We start from the raw sequence: 22,185 nt of genomic DNA on the forward strand, positions 1-22,185 counted from the left end.
CGCAGGGGCGGAGCGCTGTGGGAGCGCTCCCATATCCGCGAATGTTGCCAGCCGGTCAACCAGCCGTCAATCGACCGTCGTGAGGGTTTGCACCGGTCTGCAAGAGTTACGGCCATCGATGGGCTGGGCCGTCGGGCCCGGCTGACGGGAGGCCCTTCCATGCGCCTGCGAAAACTGTCCGCCGCTCTGCTCGCCGCCGGGACGGCTGCCGCGCTCGCCGCGGCCGCGCCCGCCGCGGCGAACGCGGCACCCGGTCCCCGAGCCCCGCTCGGCCCGGTGACCACGGCATCCACCAGCCTCACCCTGATCACCGGCGACCGGGTGATCGTCGCACCGGACGGCCGGACCAGCGTCGAACGCGCGCCCGGCCGGGCCGGCACCCGGTTCCTCAGCCACCGGGTCGCCGGACACCACTACGTCATCCCGGTGGACGCGCTGCCCCTGGTCCAGGGCGGCCGGCTCGACCAGCGGCTGTTCGACCTGACCGCGCTGCGCGACTTCGGCTACACCGGGGAGGCCGAGCTGCCGTTGCTCCTCGCGTACCCCCGCTCCGGAAACCGCAAGGGACCCGCCGCCGCCCGCGCGGCGGCCGGCGGGACGGCCCGCGTCGCCCGCGATCTGGGTGGGGTGAGCGCGCTCGCGGTGCGCGCGCAGCGCACCGCGCGGGCCGAGCTCTGGACCTCTCTGACCACGGGTACGGCGGCAGCCCGCACCCTGAGCCCGGGCGTCGAGCGGGTCTACCTGGACGGCAAGCGCAAACTCGACCTGGACGTGAGCGTGCCGCAGATCGGTGCGCCGACGGCCTGGCAGGCGGGCCTGGACGGCACCGGCGTCACGGTGGCGATCCTCGACTCCGGCATCGACGCCACCCACCCGGACTTCGCCGGGAAGATCGTGGCGGCCGAGAACTTCACCCCCGACCCGAACACCGACGATCTGGTCGGCCACGGTACGCATGTCGCCTCGATCATCGCCGGCAGCGGCGCGAAGTCCGGGGGCAAGTACAAGGGCGTGGCGCCCGGCGCGAAGCTCGCGATCGGCAAGGTGTGCTCGACCGAGTTCTGCGAGGAATCGTCGATCCTGGCCGGCATGCAGTGGGCCGCGCAGGCCGCCCCGGTGATCAACATCAGTCTGGGCGGCGGTGACACGGCGAACATCGACCCGCTGGAGCAGGCCGTCAACGATCTCACCGCGGCCCACGGCGCCCTCTTCGTGATCTCGGCCGGCAACTCCGGGGCCACCGCGACGATCGGCTCACCGGGCAGCGCCGACTCGGCGCTCACCGTCGGTGCGGTGGACGACGAGGACCAGCTGGCCGACTTCTCCAGTCGCGGCCCACGGGTCGGCGACGACGCGATCAAGCCGGACATCACCGCACCGGGCGTGGACATCGTCGCGGCCCGCGCCGCGAACGGTCAGATCGGCACACCGGCCGGGGAGGGTTACGTGAGCCTCTCCGGCACCTCGATGGCCGCCCCGCACGTCGCCGGCGCGGCGGCGATCGTCACCCAGCAGCACCCCGGCTGGTCACCCCGGCAGCGCAAGACCCTGCTCATGGGGGCCGCGGAGCCCGCGGCCGGCGTGGACGTGTTCGGCCAGGGCGCGGGCCGGGTCGACGTGGCCCGCGTGGTGCGCCAGGCGGTGTCCGTGGACGAGGGCAGCGTGAGCTTCGGCCGGCAGCAATGGCCGCACGACGACGACATCCCGGTCACCAGGACCGTCACCTACCGCAACGGCGGCACCGCCGCGATCACCCTGGCGCTGGCGCTGACCGGCGAACCCGGCACCTTCACCCTGGCCGCGTCCAGTCTGACCGTGCCGGCCGGCGGCACCGCCACGACCACGGTCACGGCGGACACCCGGGGCGCGGGCACCGACGGCTTCAAGACCGGCCGGCTGGTCGCGACCGGTCCCGGCGACGTCCGGGTGGAGACCCCGGTCGCGGTGAACCGGGAGGTGGAGAGCTACGACGTCACGCTGGAGCACCTGGGCCGCGACGGACACGCCGCCGAGCACTTCACGTCGCTCAACCGACTGGACGAGCCGGCGTTCTACGACGTCTCCGGCGCCGAGCCGGCCGACAAGGTGCGCCTGCCCAAGGGCGAGTACGGCCTCTTCACCTGGATCTACGGTGAGGACGACAGCACGATGCTGGTCCAGCCGAAACTCGTGGTCCGCGGGCCGATGACCGTACGGCTCGACGCCCGCCGCGGGCAGCCGGTGCGGATCACCGTGCCCCGCAAGGACGCCACCCCGGCCCTGGTCGCGGTCAACGCCGACTGGGTCGGCGACGGGTACGGGTCCGGCGCGTCCGCGCTGTCCGACACCGGCGACGACATCTTCGTGGGGCAGGTCGGCCCGCGCCGCAGGCAGCCGGGCTTCTACGGGTCGGTCAACGCCGCCTTCGCGAAGTTCGACAAGGCGACCGAGTCGTTCCAGGACACCCCGTTCACCTACAACCTCGCCTACCTGAAGGAGGGCGCGTTCTACACCGGCTTCACCAAGCGGGTCCGGGCCGGCGAACTGGCCACGGTGCGGTCCCGCTTCGCCCGGGAGGCCGAAGGCGTCACCGCGGTCAAGCTGAACTGGCCCAACCTCGGGCCGAGCATCGGCGGATGGGCCGTCGGCCTGCCGTTCCGGCTGCCGTCGCGGCGCACGGAATGGCTGAGCACCGAGGGCCGGACCACCTGGTCGGGCGAGTTCGACCAGGAGCGGCAGACGGATCCGGACAGCTCCCCCGAGCTGCTGAGCATCGCGTTCTCGGCCGAGAAGCGGTACCGCCCGGGACGCACCTATGCCGAGGACTGGAACCGTGCGGTCTTCGCCCCCTCGGTCGCCGGGGACATCAACGCGGCGCTGCGGATCGAGAACCTGATCATCGCCGGCGTCCCGCTGTTCGGCGACGGCGCGGGCCACTGGGGCGACGCACGCACGGAGACGGCACGAACCGCGCTGTACTCCGGCGGCAAGCTCATCGGCGAGGAACCGTCGGGCTACGCCGAATTCGAGGTGCCGCCGGGTAACGCGCAGTACCGGCTGGAGCAGTCCGCCACCCGCAGCGCGCCGTTCCGGCTGTCCACATCGGTGAGTGCGGCCTGGACGTTCCGCTCGGCGACGGCCGCCGGGGAGGCCCCGACGCGCCTGCCACTGTCGAGCGTGCGGTTCAGCCCGCGGGTGAACGAGCTGAACGTAGCGCCGGCGGGTAAGGCGGTCCTCATCCCGGTCACCGTAGGACGAACGTCCGGGTCGGCGGCCGGAGCCAACCGTACGCTGACCGCCGATTTCTCGACGGACGACGGGCGCACGTGGCAGCCGGCCACGGTGCGCGGGACGGGCGACCGGCGGACGGTGCGGGTCACCAACCCGGCTGCGGGCGGGTTCGTGTCGTTGCGGGCCAACGCCACTGACACTGCGGGCAACACGGCCGCGGTGACGGTGCTGCGGGCGTACGAGGTCGGCTGACGTGCGGAGGCGGTGGGTCAGGTGACCCACCGCCTCCTCACCTGTCCAGGATCACGGCGACCGTCACCCGGCCTTGATCGTCGCGGTGGGAGATCGCGTGGCCGGTGCGGTCCGTACCGTCCAGGTGCAGGGACAGGGGTGCGCCCTCGCCCAGGAAGTTGCGCCACCAGGTCTTGGCCTCGGGCATGCGGACGCCGATGGTGATGCGGTCACCGTCGCGGCGGTAACCGACCGGGATCGTGAACGTCCGGCCGGAGCGACGTCCCGTGTACGTCAGCAGCACGATCTTGCGGCCGACGAGCCGGCCCCAGCGCGGGGAGGCGGTCAGGGCGGCCATCCGCTTGTTGACCGGGACGGCGAAGCGCACCAGCGAGGCGCGCGAGAATGACGGCATGCGGGGGACGGTAGCGGGACGGCCCGTCCGCTTCGCCGAAGTGAGACAGGTGCCGGTGCGTTCGTCTCAGTAGCCTGCGGGTGGGGAGGTCACGCGGGCGAGGTAGTTGTCGGGGCGGACCAGGAAGGTGGCCGGGGCGCTGACGTCGTACGCCTCGTGGGCGTGGCCGTCGCGGTCGACGACGGCGCCCTCGGCGGCCGGCGCGCCCGGCCGGACGATGTGGTGGATGTGCAGGTCCGGCGACTCCGGCGGGAGCTCGGCGTCGGGTGCGTCGAAAACCAGCACTGTCCAATGCGGACCACGGAGCAGGTCGAAGACGCGGGTCGGACCGCAGGGCGCGTCGGGTGCCCGGTCCCCCGCGTGCAGCAGGCCCGACGCGCTCTGCGTGCCGTCGGCCAGCGGCCCGTCCCGGTAGGTCAGGGACAGCTGGCGCAGCACGGGATCGTCGCGGCGCATCGCGTCCTCGGCGTTCGCGGCGTGCCGGCGGTGCAACCGCGTGCTGATGCCGAGCACCTCGGCCGCCACCGGCAGGCGCTCGGCCTCGTAGGTGTCGAGCAACGCGTCGTCGCCGGTGGCCAGCTTCCAGCCCAGGTTGAAAGCGTCCTGGATCCCGGTGTTGAGACCTTGCCCACCGGCCGGCGAGTGCACGTGGGCGGCATCGCCGGCCAGGAAGACATTGCCGACCCGGTAGCGGTCCACCATCCGGATGTTGGCCCGGTACAACGAGGTCCACCCGACGTGCGTCAGGCTGACCCCAGCCTGAACTTCATCGACGAGCCGTTGCAGGGCCGCCGGCGTCAGCTCCTGCCGTGCGTGGTCTTCCGGTGCGGGTTCCTCCGCCAGGGGTGCGGTGAGCTGGAAGTCCTCGGTGCCCGGCAGTGGGCACAGCCCCAGCCGGAGGGAATTCGGCCGGGCACCGGGCCACACGTGCCAGTGATCGCGGTCCAGGCCGGTCAGCCGGACGTCGGCGATCAGCATCCGCTCCGTGTCGTGGGTCTCCCCGGCGAAGCCCACCCCGAGTGCGCGCCGGATGGTGCTGCGGCCACCGTCCGCGGCCACGAGGTACGTCGTGGTGACGCGCTCGCCGGTGCTGAGGTTGACGTGAACCGCACCGTCGTCCTGGGTGAAGCCGGTGACCTCGACGCCGAGCTCGACCCGGCCGCCGAGCTCGGCCAGCCGTCCGGTCAGCAGTTCGGCGGTGCGCCACTGCGGCACCATCAGGATGTCGGGGTACGGCACCGCGGGGGTCGGGGCGTGCAGTTCGGCCATCCGCCGCGTCATGGTGGCGCCGTCCGGCAGGTGGATCAGCAGCTCGGGATAGTCCCCGCCGAACTCGCGGAACCGGTCGAGCACGCCGAGGGCCTCGAGGATCTCCTGGGTGCGCGGCTGCACCCCCTTGCCCCGTGACCCGGCGTACGGCGTCGGTGACTTCTCCACGATCCGGAACGGCACACCGCGCCGGGCCAGGTCGATCGCCAGCGTGAGCCCGGTCGGGCCCGCACCCGCGATCAGTACGGTGAATCTTGATTCGGTGAACATGGATTCACCATAGGCGAGCTGGTAGCGTGCGGTCAAGGCACGGATCTCGGAGGTGGGCATGGCGGTCGGGGTACGCAAGCGGCAGGCCGCGGAGACCGAAGCCGAACTGAAGGCGGCCGCGGTCCGGGCGTTCGCGCGTCTCGGCTACCTGAACGCCAAGATCACGGACATCACGGCCGAGGCCGGTCGTGCGGCAGGGTCCTTCTACACCCACTTCGCCAACAAGGAAGCGCTGCTCGAGGCGCTACTGGCGGACCTGCTGGCCGAGGGCGACGTGTCCGCCGCGACCCCCGGGCACAGCGACGACTTCCGCGACCGGGACGCGGTGCGCTGGCACGTGACCGCCTACTGGGAGTTCTACCGGCGACACCGCACGATCGTGGTGGCGCTGCAACAGGCGGCCACGGTGGACGAGTCGTTCGCACGGCGCAGCCGGGAGCTGATGGAGCCGGATCTGAGGCACATCGCGGACCACCTGGCGAAACTGGACCTGCCGGGCGAGCCGCTGGTGGTCGCGTCGATGTTCACGGGCCTGCTGTCGACCGTCGCCGACCTCTGGCTGTCCGGGCGCGGCCCGGACCTGGGCCGGGAGCTGTCCGACGAGGAAGCGATCGAGACGCTGACCTCGTTCCTGCACGCCGGCATCGGCGGCCGACAGCCCTGAGCCGTCGCCCCGGGCCGGGCAGGGCGGGCCGGGCGCGGAGCGGCCCGGATACGGGTGTGAGGGTGACGACGAGACGTCATGCGCGAGCAAGCCCGAGGCCATCCCGGCACCGATCCCGCCCCGATGATTGAAGACCTCACCCCGGGGCACTGCTCCGGCTGCCACCCACCCCGAAGGAGCCACCATGCGGGCCCTGATCTACACCGTCGCCGCCGTAGCTGTTGTGCTCATTGTGCTGGGCCTGATTCTCAAGGCCGTCAAATGGCTCATCATCATCGGCCTCATCGCCCTGGTCGCCTCCATCGTCATGGGCGTCGTGAAGGGCCGCCGGGCGCTGCGCTGAGCCGGCTCGCGCGACCGGGCGACGCGCCCAGGTGTGAGCCGGAGCGGGGGCCGATCGCTCGCCCGGGCTTCCACCGCGGCGGCCGGCTCTCGACCCTGGCATCACGAAAGGCCCTGATCACAGCGATCAGGGCCTTCGGACCGGGTCCTGCCTCAGCCGGCGACCGTGATGGTGAAACTGTCGATGTTCGCGCCGTCGCTCTGCCGGACGTCCGGGTTGGTGTAGTCCACCAGCGTCGTGGCGGTGCCGAGCGGGCCGGCCGGCGTCTCCGCCGGCGCTGTCAGCACCCACTCGAAGGTGCGCTCCTCGCCCTCGGGGAGCTGGCCGCCGTACAAGGCACAGCCCACACCGATACCGCCCGGCGGGACCGGCAGCCGCTCCGAGCCGACGCAGACATCGCTCGGCTCGATCGCCGGCCAGCCTTCGAGGCCGGCCGGGGCCGCGATCTCGGTCCACAGCTCGCGGTGCGCCGCGTCGCTGTCGTTGCGCACCCTGACCGGCACCCGGCCCGCGAAGGTCCCGTCCGGCTGGCGGGTGAGTGTCACGTCGGCCGCGGTCACGGTGAGGGCGCCGATCGGGTCCTGCACGTACGGCTGCGGGTTGCGCAGCGAGCCCGTGGTCGACCGGAACAGCGCCGGGAACTCGGCCGTGACCCCGGCGATCTGGACGCTGCCGGTCTGCGGGGCGATCTGCGCGTACGGCTGCGGCCTGGCCGGGGATTCGAAGCTGGCCGTGATCACCGCGGAGCCGCCCGGAGCGATCTCGCCGTCCAGGGGGCACAGGGCGATCCGGCGGTTGTCGGGCGTGTGGTTGAGGCCGCAGCCGGCGCCGCCCTCGATGGTGCCGAGGGTCCCGGCGATCGGCTCGGTGATGCTGAAGCCGCCGCTGAACGGCTCGCTGCCCTTGTTGCGGATGACGACGCGGACGCGGCCGGTGTGACCGGACTCCCCCGGCTGCAGGACCAGCCGGCTCACTGTGAAGGTCACGTCGGCGGCGGGTGCGGCCTGGGCCGCTACGGCGCCGCCGAGCAGGACGGTGCCCGCGGCGAGCGCTACCGCGCTCACGCGTAGGAAAGTGCGCATGGTGGTGTCCTCACATCGATTCCCCGTGTGACCGGAAACGATCGCTTCCGGCCGATCGATCGGGACCACGGTAGCAACGGAAGATCTCGATGTCTGCCCCGCCCGGTTCAGCGCCGGTCGAGCAGCTGCGCCAGGTGCACGGCCGGGCGGTCGCGGAGGTCGGCGACCTGGGTACGGCAGGAGAAGCCATCGGCCAGCACCACAGCGTCCGGAGCCGCGTCGAGGGCGGGTAGCAGGTTCTGCTCCGCGACCGCCACGGACACCTCGTAGTGGCCGAGTTCGACGCCGAAGTTGCCGGCCAGGCCGCAGCAGCCGGCCAGCCGTCGCACCTGGGCCCCTGTCGCAGCAAGCAGATCCGCGTCGGCCTTCCAGCCCAGGACGGCGTGGTGGTGGCAGTGCGGCTGGGCGATGACGTCCACACCGGACAGGTCGGGCGGGGTCCAGCCCGGAGTCTGGGCGAGCAGCTCGGCCAGGGTGCGCACCGAGCCCGCCACCGCCTCGGCGTCCGCGTCCCCGGGGAGCAGCTCGTGAACGTCGGACCGCAGCACAGCCGTGCACGAGGGTTCGATGCCGACGATCGGGATGCCGGCGCGGGCGTCGGCGGCGAGCGCTGTCACCGTACGGCTGAGGATCTTCTTGGCCGCGTCCAGTTGACCGGTCGTGATCCAGGTCAGGCCGCAGCAGACCGACCCGGACGGCAGCTGCGGTTCGTAGCCGGCCGCGCGCAGCACCCGTACCGTGGCCTCGGCGACCTCGGGGGAGAACGCGTCGGAGAAGGAATCGGCGAAGAGCACCACCGGTTTGCGGCCCTCGGCCGCCGCTCCGCGGAAAGTGCGCCGGAACGGGCGCCGGGCGAAGGCCGGCACGGACCGCCGCTTGTCCACCCCGGCCAGCCACAGGAAGACCGGGCCGAGCACCGGCAGCCGGATGGCCAGGTTGGCCAGCCGCGGCGTCCAGCCCGCCAGCCGGGCCCAGAACGGCAGCTTGCCCAGCGTGTAGTGCGAGCGTGGGCGCAGCTTGCCCCGGTAGGTCTGGTGCAGCACCTCGGACTTGTACGTGGCCATGTCGATGCCGGTCGGGCAGTCGGAGGCGCAGCCCTTGCAGGACAGGCAGAGATCCATCGCGTCGTGCACCGACGGGTGCGACCACGGGAGCTCGCCGCGGACGACCTCCTGCAGCACCCGGGCGCGGCCGCGGGTGGAGTCCTTCTCCTCGCGGGTGGCCAGGTACGACGGGCACATGACGCCGCCGGCCGCGGAGTTGTCGGCGCGGCACTTGCCGACGCCGGTGCAGCGGTGCACGGCCTGACCGAGCTCGCCGTCGTCGTGCGGGTAGGCCATCGCGAGCTGCTTGAGCGGGAAACGGCCGGCCGGGCGGACGTCGGCGTCGATCGGGTCCGGGTCGACCAGCACGCCCGGGTTGAGCAGGTTGCCCGGGTCGAAGGCGTGCTTGATCCCGGCGAACAGGACGATCGCCTCCGGCGAGTACATGTGCGGGAGCAGCTCCGAACGGGCGCGGCCGTCGCCGTGCTCGCCCGACAGCGAGCCGCCGAACTCGCCCACGAGCCGGGCGGCGTCGGTGAGGAACTCGCGCATGATCTTCGTCCCGCCGGGCTGGTCCAGGGGCAGGTCCAGCCGTACGTGCATGCAGCCGTCGCCGAAGTGGCCGAACGGGGCCGAGGTCATGTCGTACGAGGCGACGAGCTCGTCGAAACGGGCCAGGTAGGCACCCAGGCGCTGCGGCGGGACGGCGGCGTCCTCCCAGCCGGGCCAGGCGGGCTTGTCCGACGGCGCCCGGCCGGCCAGGCCCGCGCCGTCCTCCCGGATGCGCCACAGCCGGGCCTGCACCGCGGGATCGGTCACCACCAGGGCGTCGTCGGCGATGCCGTCGGCGGCGAGCCGCTGCGCCCGGGCCGCCACCTCGCCGGCCTCGTCACCGGCCAGCTCGACGAACAGCCAGGCCCCGCCGCGGGGCAGCGGCGGCACGGCATCCGGGCCACGCCGGGCGCGCAGCACGTCGAGCAGGCGTGAATCGAGCCCTTCGCAGGAGGTCGGGCCGTGCGCGACCACGGCCGGGGCCGCCTCGCCGGCCGCGACGATGTCCCGGAAGCCGAGCACGACCACCACCCGGACCGGGGAGTCGACGACCAGCTTGACGGTCGCCCGGGTGATGACCGCGAGGGTGCCCTCCGAGCCGACCAGCGCCCGGGTCAGGTCGAAGCGCTCGGGCAGCAGGTGCTGCACGGCGTAGCCGGAGACCTGACGGCCGAACCGGTCGAACTCGGTGCGGGCCGTGGCCAGGTGGGCGCCGACGACCGCGCGGACGTCGTCGATGACCGGCCCGGCGCCGTGCACGCCGGCCGGCCCGGTGGTGAGCCTCTCCCCCGCGGCGGTCAGCAGCTCCAGGCCGGCCACGTTGTCGGAGGTCCGGCCGTAGGCCAGCGAGCGCGAGCCGCAGGCGTTGTTGCCGATCATCCCGCCGATGGTGCAGCGCGGATGGGTGGACGGGTCCGGCCCGAAGCGCACGCCGTGCGGCATGACGGCTTTCTGCAGGACGGCGTGCACGGTGCCCGGCTCCACGACCGCCGTGCGGGCCTCCGGGTCGATCTCCAGCACCCGGTTGAGGTGGCGGGAGAAGTCGAGCACGATGCCACGCCCGACGGCGTTGCCCGCCACCGAGGTGCCCGCGCCCCGGGAGGTCAGCGGCACGCCGGTCTCCCGAGCCACGGCCAGCGCCGCGGCGACCTCGTCGACGTGCCGGGGCCGCACCACGGCCAGCGGCAGGATCCGGTACAGCGAGGCGTCGGAGGCGTACATGCCGCGGGTGCCGGCGTCGGACCGCACCTCGAGGCCGGCCCGGCCGAGGGCCGCCACCACGCTGCTGGACTGGTCGCTCATGAGTAACATGTTACTCATGCCGGAGCTCGCCCTGCCGTCGGAGGCGCCCACCCTAGCCGACGCCGTCGCCCAGTCCGTCCGGGACGGCGTCGCGGCCGGTCAGCTCGTGCCCGACAAGACCTACTCCGTCTACCAGCTGGCCGACCTGCTCGGGGTGTCCCGCAGCCCGGTCCGCGAGGGCCTGCTCCGGCTGGCCCAGGCGGGGCTGGTCGAGATCCGGCGCAACCGCGGCTTCCGGGTGCTCCCGCCCCGGGCGCACGACATCGAGGAGATCATCGGCATCCGCCTCGCCCTCGAACCGCCCGCCGCCCGCCGGGCCGCCGAGCAGGCCACCGACGAGCAGCACGCCACCATCCGGGCGGCGCTGGTCACCATGGCCGCCGCGGCCGCCCGCGGCGACGACGGTTCCTTCTGGTCCGCCGACCGCGCCCTGCACGACCTGCTGCTGCGGGCCGCGGGCCGGGCCCGCACCGCGGCCATCGTGGAGCAGTTGCGCAGCACGACCGCCCTGCTCGGACCGCCGACCACGGCCAGCGGACGCACCCTGGCCGAGATCCACGCCGAGCACGAGCCCGTGGTCACCGCCGTGCTGGCCCGGGACGGCGCCGCCGCCGAGTCGGCCATGCGCGCCCACCTGGAGGCCACCCGCGGCCTTCTGATGGCGAACCTGCGCCGGTAGCGGGCGGCGTTTCACGGCGGCGGCGCCGGGTACGCGACGGGCACACTGCAGAAAGGACACGGCCATGACCGAAACCCCGTCCGCTGCCGGGCTCCCCCTCGCCGCGACCATCGCGGGCGACCTCGTCGACAACGAAGCGGACCAGGGTGGTGGCGGTCCGACCGTCGGCGCCTCGGACCGCGACGCCGACGCCGCCCGTACCGGTGCTGATGTCGACCTGGACCACGCCAGCCGCGACTCCGACGGCGTCCCGGTGGGCGAGGCCGACGCGGCAGCCGACGCCGAGAGGGACTGACAGCTGGGTCTGACAAGGGTCGAGCGCCGCGCTGAACCGGTCGCCGTGCGTCTCGAGGCGCGGCAGGTCAGCTGGTCCGACGGCAGGGTCATCCTGGGGTGCGCACGCGCTCGGCCTACCCGGCCGGCGACGAAGCTCGATCGGGACCTCGTGGCGGCCCGGCCGGGGCGCCCGCCGCTGCGGCCAGGCCGCTACGACCTCGGGGTCTGAGGCTGCGGCGCGCCCTTGCCGCTCGTCAGGAGCTGGCGCCTGACGTCGCCCGAGCGGGCGGCCAGCGACCAGCCGGTGGCCGACGACACCAGCCGCAGCGCGTTGATCGTCGAACCCTTCACCCGGCTCGGGCAGGGCTGGCCGACCGCGGGCGCCACCGAAGTGCCCGAGATGCCGAAACTCGCGCCCGCGAGCCGGAACCCGGTGATGCTCCGGGTGCCGTACTGAGCGGCGGCGCGGGAACCACCGCCGCGGACCACGGCGTCGGTCAGCTCGTAACGCCCGAACTCCCGGTGATGCACCAGCGGGTACGTGCGCTTGCCGCACACGACGGAGTAGGTGTCATCGGTCCAGAAATCGTGGTCGAAGGCGACACCACCGGCGCGCGCGGCGAGCTTCGCGGGGGTCCAGCCGAAGGCCTGCCGGACGTCCGCCGCGGCGACGAAACCGGTGCGGGTGACGGGGTTGTAGGTCACCGCCGCGGACGCCGGGGCGGCGAACGCGACACCGGCGGCGAGCGTCGCACCGGCGACAGCCGGCCGGGTAAGGCAACGCCAAGACATGTGTGACTCCTGAATCGGTCCGTGGGCGCCCGCGAACCGACGGGTGCCTCCGCCGACTAACGATCAAGGCGGGCGTCAGGGTGCGTCGCCGATGGTCGCCGGCTCCAGTTCAGGGAATCCGATGGGCGGAGGCCCGGCCCGACAGCTCCCACTTACCCTCGCTGGCGAAACGCCGGGTGAACCGGAGACCGGCGTCGCCGGCGTCGAGCAGCTCCTGCTGCGAGTACTGGACGACCATGCTGCCGATCTTGTCGTCCATGTTGCCGAGGCCGGACAGCCATTCCCAGGAACTCACGTCGTTGCGGATGGCCTTCTCCACCGTGCCGCCGATTCGCCGGGTCATCTCCTGGATCTCTTCCGTGGTCGGCTCCTGATGGAGGAAGCCAAGGGTCGGGATCAGCGCGTCGAGCTCCCGCTGGACCGCCCGGTTCAAGGCGCGATGCCCGTCGCGGATGGCCGCGGCCGGTGTGTTGTCCTGCTCCATCAGCACGGCGATCATGCCGATGACGCCGCTGATGTCCTTGATCGGGCCGGCCGGTTCCTGCAGCGGAATGGGCCGCAGGCGGGTGCGGTACTGGCCGAGCGCCATGGGCACCAGGACGACTTCGCCGTCGTCCACGTCGTGGTTCGGCAGGTCGCCCTGATTGCCCGTCGTGGGGATCACGGTCGACCGCCCGGTCAGGGTCAACGTCCTGGTCACCGAGGCGGTGGAGCCGTCGATCTTGAAGAAGACCGTCCAGAGGTACGGTTCGGCACTGCCCGGCCCGTCGCCCTCGTCGATGGCACGCACCGAGCTGAGGCGGATCCGTGCGTTGGCGTCAGTCATGTCCACTCCCTCGGAATTGAAGTTCCGGTGTCTGGATAGCCACGTCCCCCGGGTGGACGTCGTAGGTCAGGTCGGTGGTCTGCGGCGCCTTGACGCGCATCCGGGCCAGGACGATCGATGCCTTGCCGACCGACAATCTCTTGACCGTGTGCCCGTCGAGCGTCTGTTCCTGGCTACTGACGCTGAACCAGCAACTCTCCTTGTGGGGGTGTGGTGCGCCGAGCGTATGAACGTCGGCGCGATGCCGGCATGACCAGAAATGCACAATCATGGAGACGTCATCTCCGCGCGGCGGGATAGTCGGTCCGGACCATCGACGGGCCGGTGAGCTGCCGCTACCGTCGGAAGACAGTTACGCGGACCTAGACGTATTCGGTGGCGCCGGCGTCGATACGCCAGTTCGCGCCGATCCTGCTGGGCATGGCCAGGGACGACAGCAGGAGCACCGCGGGCGACCGCGTCCGGTTCGATCAGGGCGCCGGTGAGCATGCGGCTCTGGCCCGACATCGCGGCGAGCAGCGTCCCGTGGCCGATGCCCATGCGCTCCGCCAGCTGGGCGGCGAAGCCGTCCCTGCCTCCATCAGATGAGCGCGCGTCCCAGCTTCTCAGCCAGCCCGCGGGAGAAGGAGTTGAGGCAGCCTTGGCCGTGCTGTCGGGCATCGGGGCCGCCCCGGGGCGATCGCGAGGCCGAGGCCTTTGCTCGCTTTCGAGCTCAAGATCGGCGCCCGGCCTGGAGGTCCTGGACGGCCTCGATCTGCTGTTCACCCCCCTGCATGCGGCGGGCGCGATCACCGCCGCCGGTCCGGCCCGGTGCCGGCAGGTCTACCTGGCTCTGATGAACGAGGTCTACCTGCTCCCCGACGACGCGCCCGAGCTGGCCGAGGCCGACGGCCGCGCAGGCCTGCTGGTGAAGACTGTGCTGGGCGCCTCTCGGCGGTCGCTGACAGCAGCCTCAGGGCAGGGGAACGACGTAGGAGTCGACCCGGGCGATGCGGCCGTCGCGGAACGTGAACAGGTCGTTGAAGGCGAACCGGAACGGGCCGTGGTCGACCGTGGCGCCGCGGCCCTCGCCCGTGGTGATGACGACCGGGCCGTCCTCGTGGACCCGGTGGATGGCGAGCTCGGGGTGGCCGGTGAAGGCCGGGTTCTCGATCTCGCCGTCGAACTCGGCCTTGCCGCGGGTGGTCCGGTGGCCGTGGATGACCCACTCGACGTCATCGGTGAGGGTGGCCAGGATGCGCGGGTGGTCGCCGGTCCGGAAGCCGGCGAAGTACTCCTCGACGAGGTCGCGCTGGGTCACGAGGTGCTCCGTTCGGGGTGCCGCAGGTGGGTTTCGAGGGCTTCGAGGATCGAGGCGAGTCCGTCGGCCGCCTGAGTGGTTCGCAGCTCCGGGGGGAGCCGGCGCTGGTGGACGGTGAGGTCCGTGCCGGTGTCCGCCGGGCGGATCGTCACGGTGGTGCGCAGGCCGGTGACGGGCTCGTCGAACACCAGCTCGTGCGGCTCGGTGACGGTCACATAGACGAAGCGCAGCCGGCGGGTCGTGCCGTCGGGCGCCCGGGTGTCGAGGGCGAACTCCCCGCCCGGGCGCAGGTCGACGGTGACCGAGCCGGTGGGCACTGTCGCATGGGAACCGCCCCAGAACGCCGCGATGCTCGCCGGTGAGGTGAAAGCCGCCCAGATGCGGGCGGGTCCGGCCGGGAGGTGGCGCCGGGCGATCAGTTCATCGCCGCGCAGGTCGGCGGTCACCGGCTGCTCTCCTCTTCGGCGAGGTGCTGCTCGAGGGTGTCGAGCCGGTCGGCCCAGGTGCGGCGCTGGTCGTCGATCCACGTACTGAGCAGTGCGAGCTGGTCGGCCCGGAGCCGGCAGGGGCGCCGGGTGCCCTCGCGGCGCTGCTCGACCAGGCCGCAGCGGCGCAGCACACCGACGTGGTGGGAGATCGCCTGCGAGGTCAGGTCGAACGGGGCGGCGAGCTCCCCCACCGTGGCGTCTCCGTGCGCGAGGCGGGCCACCAGGGACCGCCGGACGGGGTCGCCGAGAGCGGCGAAGGCGGAGTCGAAGTCCATGACTTCACCTTAACGCAAACCTTCGCTTGCACAAGTGAACGTTTGCGTTAGGGATGGACCGGGCTGGACGGGCTTGGACAGCGCTGAACCCTGGAGGCTGGACGCCGGCCCGACGAAGACTCCACCTCGCACCCCTGACGGAGGAGGAACTTCCATGGCCACCACGACCGAGATCGTTCTGCCCGGCATCGTCGAGCCCGAGCAGCTGCTCGTACGCCGGCGCCCCACCCCGGCCCCCGGCCCCGGCCAGGCCCTCGTCGCCGTCGAGGCGAGCGGGGTCTCCTTCGCCGAGCAGCAGATGCGGCGCGGGCGCTACTTCGCCCAGCCGGCCTTTCCCTTCGTCCCCGGCTACGACCTCGTCGGCACCGTCGCCGCGGTCGGTCCCGGCGTCGACCCCGCACTGACCGGGCAGCGGGTCGCCGCCCTGACCAAGGTCGGCGGCTGGTCGTCCACCGCCCTGCTGGACGCGGCGGACCTGGTCCCCGTGCCCGACGGCATCACCCCCAGCGAGGCCGAGACCCTCGTGGTCAACGGCATCACCGCCTGGCAGATGCTGCACCGCGTCGCGAAGGTCCGGGCCGGCGCGACGATCCTCGTGCACGGCGCGAACGGCGGCGTCGGCTCCACCCTCGTACAGCTGGCCCGGCACGCCGGCATCCGGGTGCTCGGCACCTCTTCGGCGCGCAACCGTACGGCGGTCAGCGACCTCGGCGCGATCCCGCTCGACTACACCGCCGCCGACCTCCCGGCTCAGGTCCGGGCCCTGGCCCCCGGCGGAGTGGATGCCGTCTTCGACCACGTCGGCGGCCCCGGCATCGTGGACTCGTTCCGCCTGCTCGCCCGGGGCGGGACGCTCGTGGCCTACGGCACCGCCTCGACCCGCGACGACAAGGGCAACCCCCTGCTGCCGGTCGTCGCCCTCGCCACCCGCCTGGCGGTGTGGAACTACCTGCCGAACGGCCGGTCCGCCTCGTTCTACAACGTGTGGGGCGGCCGGCGCCGCCAGCAGGTCTTCCGCGCCCGGCTGCGCGAGGACCTCGGACAGGTCTTCGCCCTGCTGGCCCAGGGCGTCCTCACCGCGCAGGTGGCGGCCGAGCTGCCGCTGGAACGCGCCGGCGAGGCGCTGCGGCTGGCCGAGTCCCGCACGGTCGTCGGCAAGGTGGTCCTCGTGGTCGACCGCGGTACCGCGCCGGGACGGTGAGTCACCGGGACGCCGACTCGGCCTCCCACAGCACGTCGCTCACCCGGGCGACCGCCGCCCGCAGATGCCGGCGGTACGTGCCGAAGGGCAGGCCGAGCCGTCGCGCCGCCGCCTCATGGGTCGGCGCCCCGGAGAAGTAGGTCGCCACCAGAGCCGCGTGCGCCTTCACCCCGGCGAGGTCCGTACCCATCGCGTCGACCGCTTCCTGGACCATGGCGCGCAGGACGACGGCCGGGTCACCGCCGGCCGCGGTCAGGAACGGCCGGTGCAGCAGGCGGTTCGAGGCGAAGCCCTCGGGGTGGCGCCAAGTCTGCAGGGCGAGGCGGACGTACTCGTCGAACTCCTCGCGGTCCGGCCCGGCACCCATCGCCGGAGCCGGGGGCGGAGCCGGGCGTGACGCGACGGCACCCTGGTCGCCGACGCTGGCCGGGACGGTCCCGCTGACCACGGCGCGGAACCACTCCTCGAACGACTCCTGCCGCCAGTCGTTGACGAACAGCCCGTAGATGGCGCCGCCCACCCGTACGCGCCGGCCGGAGTCGGCCATGGCGGTGCCCAGGCGTTCCGTCCAGGCCGCCATGTCCTGGTAGACGTCGAAGTCGTGGGCCCGTCCGGTCGCCCGGTACGCCTCCACCAGCGCCCGCCAGTGGTTCAGCTCCAGCACCGCGGACGGCTGCTCGTACGCGGCGGGATGGACCGCGAAGCGGGTGATGGAGATGTGCTCGCCGGGCCGAGCCGGGCTGGTGGCGTCGCTGTATTCCCAGGCGGCGGCGACCACCGGGTCCGTCGCGAGGTCCTCGGAATCGGCCGGGACGCTGAGCACCAGGTGCGCCGAGAACGCCACGATCTCGCCGCTGCGGACGTCACGGAAGATGTGGAAGACGTGCGGCTGCTTGGCGTACCAGTAGGCGGCCAGCGCCGCGGATTCCTCGCCCTCGGCCGCGCGGCACAGCTCCAGGACGCGCGGCAGGTGCTCCGGAGCCAGGTCCTCCTCGTGCACGCCGCCCTGACGCGACCACGAATACATCGCGCCCACGAGCGGCACGTCGCGGTAGAGGTAGAAGGCCCGGCCCATGGCGTCGAGCATCCGGTCGTCCGGAGCTTCGCGGGCCTGGCGGAAGTACACCTGCAGCAGACGCTCCCGGATGCCGTCGTACGCCTGGGGTGACCGCCAGCGCAGGTCCGCGACGAGCGTCTCCCGCGCGGCGTCGTGCGGGAAGAGCCCCTGCGGCGCGGACTCCATGAACGGCAGCCCGCGCAGCCAGCCGAACAGTGCCCCGGCGTCCTCGTCCGGCAGGGCCGCGAGCAGCAGCTCCTCGGTGGTCGCGTAGGCCTGGGCCGCCACCTCCAGGGCTCGCCGGTGGGTGGCCGAGGGAACGTCGCCGATCAGCCGCGTCATCAGGGTCGCGAGCACCTCGCCGGTCGGCGTCCAGTCCCGGTCCTCGTCCGCGGGACGGTGCATGACCGCGGCGGCGAGCGAGAGCGCGAGCGGGTTGCCACCGGCGAATCCCGCGACGGCGGGCACGTCGGACGGGCCGACTCCCCGGGCCGCCAGCAACGCTCCGGCCTGCTCGGAGGTCAGCGGCGCCAGCTCGAACACGGCCAGCAGCTGCGACCAGCCGGGATCCACCGACCACTCGGCCTCGGGCCGGCCGCGGCCGCTGAGCACCACCAGCGCCCCGTCGGTGAGGCGCGGCAGGAAGCGTTCGCGCAGCCAGCCTTCGAGCCACTGGCACTGCTCGAAGGAGTCGACGACGAGCACGGCGGAACCGTCCTCGAGCACCGCGGCCGCCGTCCGCTCGAACTCCTGCGGGTCCCGGGTGACGAACCGTCCGTCGACCTCGATCACGGACCGCCCGGCCGCCCGGGCGGCCTGCACCCACAGCCGGGTCAGCGTCGACTTGCCGATGCCACCCGGCCCGTGGACCCAGAACACGGCGACGGGCGAGTCGCCGGACAGTGCGGCCCGGAACGCCGCGAGCTCGTGCTCCCGGCCCACGAAGGCGCGGGCGCGGGCGGCTTCCAGCCGGCGCGCCAGGCCACGCCCGGCCGAGCCGGGAACCGTCTCCGACCGCATGGTGGCTCCTCCCGGGCTGGTCCGCCGGCGCGATTGTCCCAGACCAGCGGCCCGGTGGACACGGCTGGACCCCGCTGGACCCCGGTGCCCGCTTCCGGACGGACCGCGATCGGGCCGAGAGTCGAGGTGAGCGACGGGCACCGGCCCGGCGCCGGCGACAGGAGACAGACCATGACCGGTACGCCCCCACCCGCCATCGACGAGAACGCGCCGGTGATCGCCCGGCACAGCATCGTCATCCACGCCCCGCTGGAGGTTGTCTGGCGGCTGCACACGGATCTGCAGTCCTGGCCCGAGTGGCAGTCCGGCGTCGGCAGCATGGAACTGCTCACGCCCGGCCCGTTGCGGCCGGGCTCGGCTTTCCGCTGGCACGTCGAGGGCCTGGACATCACCTCCACCGTCCGGCAGGTCGTGCCGCAGCACCGGGTGGTCTGGGGCGGCCCCGCCAACGGCATCGACGGGGTGCACGTCTGGGAGTTCACCGAGGCGCCGGGCGGCGGGGTGCTGGTGCACACCGAGGAGTCGTGGAGCGGGGGGCCGGTCGAGGCCGACATCCCGTACGCGCAGCAGGCCCTGGACTCCTCGCTGACCACGTGGCTGGGCAACCTCAAGCTGCGGGCCGAAGCCACCTGATGCTCACGTGAGCCTGATGAGGGCGACGAGAGACAGAACCGGCCCCGGCGACATCGCCGGGGCCGGTCAGGGACGGACAGTCCTCAGCGGACGGGTTCGATCCACACGTTGCGGTACTGCACCTTGTTGCCGTGGTCCTGCAGACGGATGGCGCCGGTGGCCGGGCCCTCCGGGATGTTGCCGCCGGTGCCCCGGGGGATCTCGACGTTGTCGTGCACCTTCTTGCCGTTCCAGACCAGGGTGACCCGGGCGTTCTCGGTCTTGGCGCCGGCCGCGTCGTAGCGGGCCGCCCGGAACGTGATGTCGTAGTTCTGCCAGGTCTCCGGCGCGGTGGCCATGTTCACGTCCGGGGCCTTGATCGTGTAGATCGCGCCCGCCTCGTTGTTGTCGAGCGTCGTGTCCCCGTACGAGTCGAGGATCTGGATCTCGTAGCGCTCCTGCTGGTAGACGCCGCTGTTGCCACGGTTCTGCCCGGTCACGACCTCCGGCAGCAACGGAACCTTGAACTCGACATGCAGTTTGTAGTCGCCGAACGCGTCCTTGGTGCGCAGGTCACCGCAGCACACCTCGGTCGCGCCGCCCGCGACGGCCGGCCATTGCGGTAGCCGCCCGTCGGTGTGCAGCCAGTTGTCGAGGCCGTGCCCGTCGAAGAGGGTGATCCGCTGTCCCGCCCGGCGCACGCTGATCAGGTCGAGGTTCACATGTCCCGTGTCGAGGGCGTCGACCCGGTACTGGATCGTGTTGAGGCCCTTGCGCAGGGACAGCTTCTCCGTGGCGGTCGCCCACTCGTCCCAGGTGACCGTCGACGGCAGCGAGACCTGGCGGACCTTGCGCTCGTTGACGTGCACGCTCACTGTCTTGGTGCCACTGAACGGGTTCGGGCCGTTGGAGTAGCGCAGCCCGACCTCGTAGTCGCCGGCCTTGTCGACGGTGACGTGCATGGTGGTCGAGGAGTTGAGCGAGCCGAAGCCGGCCGCGAAGCCGATGCCGGAGAAGCCGCGGTGGTCCGTGGCCAGCCCGGCCCCACCCTCGCGGTTGCCCTCCTCGGCCTCGTAGTAGACCTGCTGCGCCTGCTCACCGGGAACCTCGTTCATCGTGTACCAGGCTTCGGTGCTCCACAGCGCCTCACCGTCACGGGCACTGAACGGGCGCGGCGAGCGCAGGTGCACCACGCGATCGCGGCGCAGCCCGGCCACGGTCAGCGTGACGGTCTTGCGATCGCTGGAGACCTTGGCCGCGGTCACGGGCAGCGTCTCCTTGTCCACCTCGGGGCCGCCGTACTGCGCGGTCGCCGCGTACCGCCACTGCTCGACCTTGTACGCGGTCGGCAGCGCGGTGACGGTCGCGTCGGACAACGGCTTGGTGTATTCGATCTTGAAGCCGGTCGCGGTGGCCTTCATCGTCTTCATGTCGAAGACGGTCTTGCCGTTGGGCGTGAGCTTCTGCAACCCGAAGCGCAGCTTGCCCTCCTGGCCCCAGTTGCCCTCGGCGCCGAGCCCGCCCAGATAGATCGCGCCGTCCGGCCCGATCGACACCTCGTTGATGCCGGCCTCCAGACCCTGGGTGTGCCGGAAGACCGCGCCCTGCTCCTGGCCGTGCACGGTTTCCAGGTACGCCCGCTGCAGCCCGCCGTAGGTGACGTCACCGATCAGCAGCTGCCCCTGGTACGGCCCCGACTTGAGCAGCACGGGGGTGCTGGGCGAGTTGGCGATCTGGTTCTGCGGCAGCCACAGCACCGGCCGGGTCACCGGCTCGGCGTCGAACGGGCCGTCCGGGTTGGTGTAGTGGTTGTAGAACGCCCCCTGCTTGATCTTGAGCAGCTTGGACGACGGGAGCCAGCCACCCTGGTTGTCGGTGACGTAGAGGTCACCGCCGGGCCCCCAGCCGATCCCGTTCGGGGTGCGCAGGCCACCGGCCACCGTGGTGACCTTGCCGGTGCGCCGGTTGACCACGATGCTCGTGCCGCGACCAGCGACCGGCTGCGGATCCGTGGTGGCGCCGCCGAGGTTGATCGCCACGGACAGGTTCAGGTAGAAGTTGCCGTCCTTGAAGAGCAGGCCGAACGCGAACTCGTGGAAGTTGCCGCCGAAGGGCCACACCGCCACCGTACGGCGGGTGTCGAGCACCTGGTCGCCGTCGGTGTCACGCAGCTCGGTGAGCTCGTGCTTCTGGGACACGTAGACCATGTCGTCGACCACCGCGATGCCCATCGGCTCCTTGAGCCCGTCGGCGATCTTGCGGTACGTGACCTTGGCCGGACCGGTCTTGCCGGTCACCTTGTCGACCAGGTAGACCTCACCGGCCACCTTGTCGGAGCCGCCCCAGGTGCTGAGCACCATCTTGCCGTCGGGCCGCCAGGCGATGCCGGTGACCTGCGGCTCGAAGCCCGGTGGGCGCAGGTCGGTGAGGTCGTAGCCGGGGTGCACAGCGGTCAGCGGCAGCCCGTCACCGGGGGCGTCGGTGCCGGCGACACACTCCTTCTGCCCCGGCGCGGTCACCCGGACCACGCCGGCGTCGGTGCTCAGCGCACCGGCCGGCACCACCGCGAAGTCGTCGGCGCCCGGCGGCCGCCAGGCGAGGGTGAGCTGCTGACCGCCGTCGCGCTCGAAGTGCTCGACCCGCACCGGGTGCACGCCCGCGGTCAGGGTGATCGCACCGTCCTTGGGCTCGGCGCCGTGCAGGCCGTCATGATCGACGACGAGGGTGTCACCGACCCACAACTTCGAGCCGTCGTCACTGGTGAGCCGGAACGTGTATGAACCGTCAGCGGGCACGGTGAGATTGGCGAGCGCGTGCGTGACGAAGTTGTCCTCGAGCCCGAACTGCTCGGCGGTCGACCAGTCCACTGTGGGCATCAGTTTGTCCACATTGGGGGTCTGGCCGGGCTTGAGCTCACAGACCCGGTTGAGGGGCAGGCCGATGTGGTAGGTCCGCAGCGTGACGCCCGGCTCCTGGGGCGGCAGCTCGGCGGCATAAGCAGGTGCGGCGATGAATGTTCCGATGAGTAAGGCAGCCACTAGCAGACGTTTCACGGCGCTCCCCTGTTACCAGCTCACTTCGAAGACGTGAACATCCTGATCCACTTTCGACGCCACGTCCATATCTTCTGCCGTATGTAATCCAACTTTCCACTCAGGAGACAAAAGTGGTGGTCGAGCTCTACCACGCCTGTACGCCCACAGCGGACGGCTATCCACAGCACCCCGGGTATCCACAGCCGGCGGCGCGACGGCCGCTGGTACCGCCAAGCTTGGCGG

At 72.2% G+C, this 22,185-nt stretch carries 20 protein-coding genes; 8 read left to right on the plus strand and 12 right to left on the minus strand.

Annotation, left to right across the window (positions count from 1 at the left end; genetic code table 11):
* The first annotated feature begins 159 nt into the window (after positions 1-159).
* Entirely contained in the window at positions 160-3,462 is a 3,303-nt protein-coding gene (locus ACWEOZ_RS32105) for a S8 family serine peptidase (RefSeq protein ID WP_451914414.1), read from the plus strand.
* 37 nt (positions 3,463-3,499) lie between these two features.
* On the opposite strand, the gene ACWEOZ_RS32110 is transcribed toward ACWEOZ_RS32105, so the two are convergent.
* On the minus strand, positions 3,500-3,856 hold the full coding sequence (locus ACWEOZ_RS32110) for a nitroreductase/quinone reductase family protein (RefSeq protein ID WP_451914415.1): 357 nt from the start codon (positions 3,854-3,856) through the stop codon (positions 3,500-3,502).
* A gap of 66 nt (positions 3,857-3,922) precedes the next feature.
* Complete coding sequence (locus tag ACWEOZ_RS32115; RefSeq protein WP_451914416.1) at positions 3,923-5,395, minus strand: FAD-dependent monooxygenase; 1,473 nt, start codon at positions 5,393-5,395, stop codon at positions 3,923-3,925.
* 58 nt (positions 5,396-5,453) lie between these two features.
* On the opposite strand from ACWEOZ_RS32115, the gene ACWEOZ_RS32120 reads away from it, so the two are divergent.
* The gene (locus ACWEOZ_RS32120) at positions 5,454-6,059 is read left to right on the plus strand and encodes a TetR/AcrR family transcriptional regulator (protein WP_451914417.1); all 606 of its coding nucleotides are present in this window, start codon (positions 5,454-5,456) and stop codon (positions 6,057-6,059) included.
* Positions 6,060-6,243: 184 nt separating this feature from the next.
* Positions 6,244-6,402 carry a hypothetical protein gene (locus tag ACWEOZ_RS32125; RefSeq protein WP_451914418.1) on the plus strand — a complete coding sequence of 53 codons (159 nt, stop codon included), beginning with the start codon at positions 6,244-6,246 and terminating at the stop codon, positions 6,400-6,402.
* A gap of 152 nt (positions 6,403-6,554) precedes the next feature.
* Here the strand turns inward: ACWEOZ_RS32125 and ACWEOZ_RS32130 are convergent, their stop codons facing one another.
* Together ACWEOZ_RS32130 and ACWEOZ_RS32135 are read right to left on the minus strand one after the other, a co-directional pair.
* Positions 6,555-7,466: a hypothetical protein gene (locus tag ACWEOZ_RS32130; RefSeq protein ID WP_451914419.1), complete on the minus strand. Its 912-nt coding sequence runs from the start codon at positions 7,464-7,466 to the stop codon at positions 6,555-6,557.
* A gap of 125 nt (positions 7,467-7,591) precedes the next feature.
* A complete protein-coding gene (locus tag ACWEOZ_RS32135; RefSeq protein WP_451914420.1) occupies positions 7,592-10,381 on the minus strand; it encodes an FAD-binding and (Fe-S)-binding domain-containing protein in 2,790 nt (929 codons plus the stop codon).
* A 16-nt stretch (positions 10,382-10,397) separates the two neighbouring features.
* Here ACWEOZ_RS32135 and ACWEOZ_RS32140 point away from each other — a divergent pair, with 16 nt between their 5' ends.
* Both ACWEOZ_RS32140 and ACWEOZ_RS32145 read left to right on the plus strand, forming a co-directional pair.
* Entirely contained in the window at positions 10,398-11,060 is a 663-nt protein-coding gene (locus tag ACWEOZ_RS32140; protein ID WP_451914421.1) for a GntR family transcriptional regulator, read from the plus strand.
* A gap of 64 nt (positions 11,061-11,124) precedes the next feature.
* On the plus strand, positions 11,125-11,355 hold the full coding sequence (locus ACWEOZ_RS32145) for a hypothetical protein (RefSeq protein WP_451914422.1): 231 nt from the start codon (positions 11,125-11,127) through the stop codon (positions 11,353-11,355).
* Between the two features lie 191 nt (positions 11,356-11,546).
* Here ACWEOZ_RS32145 and ACWEOZ_RS32150 read toward each other — a convergent pair whose 3' ends face one another.
* From ACWEOZ_RS32150 to ACWEOZ_RS32160, 3 genes are all read right to left on the minus strand, one after another.
* Complete coding sequence (locus tag ACWEOZ_RS32150) at positions 11,547-12,128, minus strand: hypothetical protein (protein WP_451914423.1); 582 nt, start codon at positions 12,126-12,128, stop codon at positions 11,547-11,549.
* A gap of 109 nt (positions 12,129-12,237) precedes the next feature.
* The gene (locus ACWEOZ_RS32155) at positions 12,238-12,954 is read right to left on the minus strand and encodes a hypothetical protein (protein ID WP_451914424.1); all 717 of its coding nucleotides are present in this window, start codon (positions 12,952-12,954) and stop codon (positions 12,238-12,240) included.
* Positions 12,947-13,225: a hypothetical protein gene (locus ACWEOZ_RS32160; RefSeq protein ID WP_451914425.1), complete on the minus strand. Its 279-nt coding sequence runs from the start codon at positions 13,223-13,225 to the stop codon at positions 12,947-12,949. The genes ACWEOZ_RS32155 and ACWEOZ_RS32160 overlap by 8 nt, the downstream gene beginning before the upstream one ends.
* Positions 13,226-13,329: 104 nt before the next feature.
* Between ACWEOZ_RS32160 and ACWEOZ_RS32165 the strand changes: the two genes are divergently transcribed.
* Positions 13,330-13,542 (plus strand): hypothetical protein, encoded by a 213-nt coding sequence (locus ACWEOZ_RS32165; RefSeq protein WP_451914426.1) that lies wholly within the window; start codon positions 13,330-13,332, stop codon positions 13,540-13,542.
* 364 nt (positions 13,543-13,906) lie between these two features.
* Here ACWEOZ_RS32165 and ACWEOZ_RS32170 read toward each other — a convergent pair whose 3' ends face one another.
* Genes ACWEOZ_RS32170 through ACWEOZ_RS32180 form a run of 3 tightly spaced genes read right to left on the minus strand, consistent with a single transcriptional unit; the run spans position 13,907 to position 15,017 of the window.
* On the minus strand, positions 13,907-14,254 hold the full coding sequence (locus tag ACWEOZ_RS32170) for a nuclear transport factor 2 family protein (protein ID WP_451914427.1): 348 nt from the start codon (positions 14,252-14,254) through the stop codon (positions 13,907-13,909).
* A complete protein-coding gene (locus tag ACWEOZ_RS32175) occupies positions 14,251-14,700 on the minus strand; it encodes an SRPBCC family protein (RefSeq protein ID WP_451914428.1) in 450 nt (149 codons plus the stop codon). Before ACWEOZ_RS32175 ends, ACWEOZ_RS32170 begins: the two co-directional genes overlap by 4 nt.
* On the minus strand, positions 14,697-15,017 hold the full coding sequence (locus tag ACWEOZ_RS32180) for an ArsR/SmtB family transcription factor (RefSeq protein WP_451914429.1): 321 nt from the start codon (positions 15,015-15,017) through the stop codon (positions 14,697-14,699). The genes ACWEOZ_RS32175 and ACWEOZ_RS32180 overlap by 4 nt, the downstream gene beginning before the upstream one ends.
* 154 nt (positions 15,018-15,171) lie before the next feature.
* Here ACWEOZ_RS32180 and ACWEOZ_RS32185 point away from each other — a divergent pair, with 154 nt between their 5' ends.
* Positions 15,172-16,218 carry a medium chain dehydrogenase/reductase family protein gene (locus tag ACWEOZ_RS32185; protein ID WP_451914430.1) on the plus strand — a complete coding sequence of 349 codons (1,047 nt, stop codon included), beginning with the start codon at positions 15,172-15,174 and terminating at the stop codon, positions 16,216-16,218.
* Between the two features lies 1 nt (position 16,219).
* On the opposite strand, the gene ACWEOZ_RS32190 is transcribed toward ACWEOZ_RS32185, so the two are convergent.
* On the minus strand, positions 16,220-18,295 hold the full coding sequence (locus tag ACWEOZ_RS32190; protein ID WP_451914431.1) for an ATP-binding protein: 2,076 nt from the start codon (positions 18,293-18,295) through the stop codon (positions 16,220-16,222).
* Positions 18,296-18,466: 171 nt separating this feature from the next.
* On the opposite strand from ACWEOZ_RS32190, the gene ACWEOZ_RS32195 reads away from it, so the two are divergent.
* Entirely contained in the window at positions 18,467-18,928 is a 462-nt protein-coding gene (locus ACWEOZ_RS32195) for an SRPBCC family protein (RefSeq protein ID WP_451914432.1), read from the plus strand.
* 83 nt (positions 18,929-19,011) lie between these two features.
* Here ACWEOZ_RS32195 and ACWEOZ_RS32200 read toward each other — a convergent pair whose 3' ends face one another.
* Positions 19,012-21,960, minus strand: coding sequence for a family 16 glycoside hydrolase (locus ACWEOZ_RS32200; protein ID WP_451914433.1), 2,949 nt, complete (start codon positions 21,958-21,960; stop codon positions 19,012-19,014).
* Positions 21,961-22,185 lie beyond the last annotated feature (225 nt).

The sequence above is a fragment of the Actinoplanes sp. NPDC004185 genome (genome assembly GCF_053603475.1).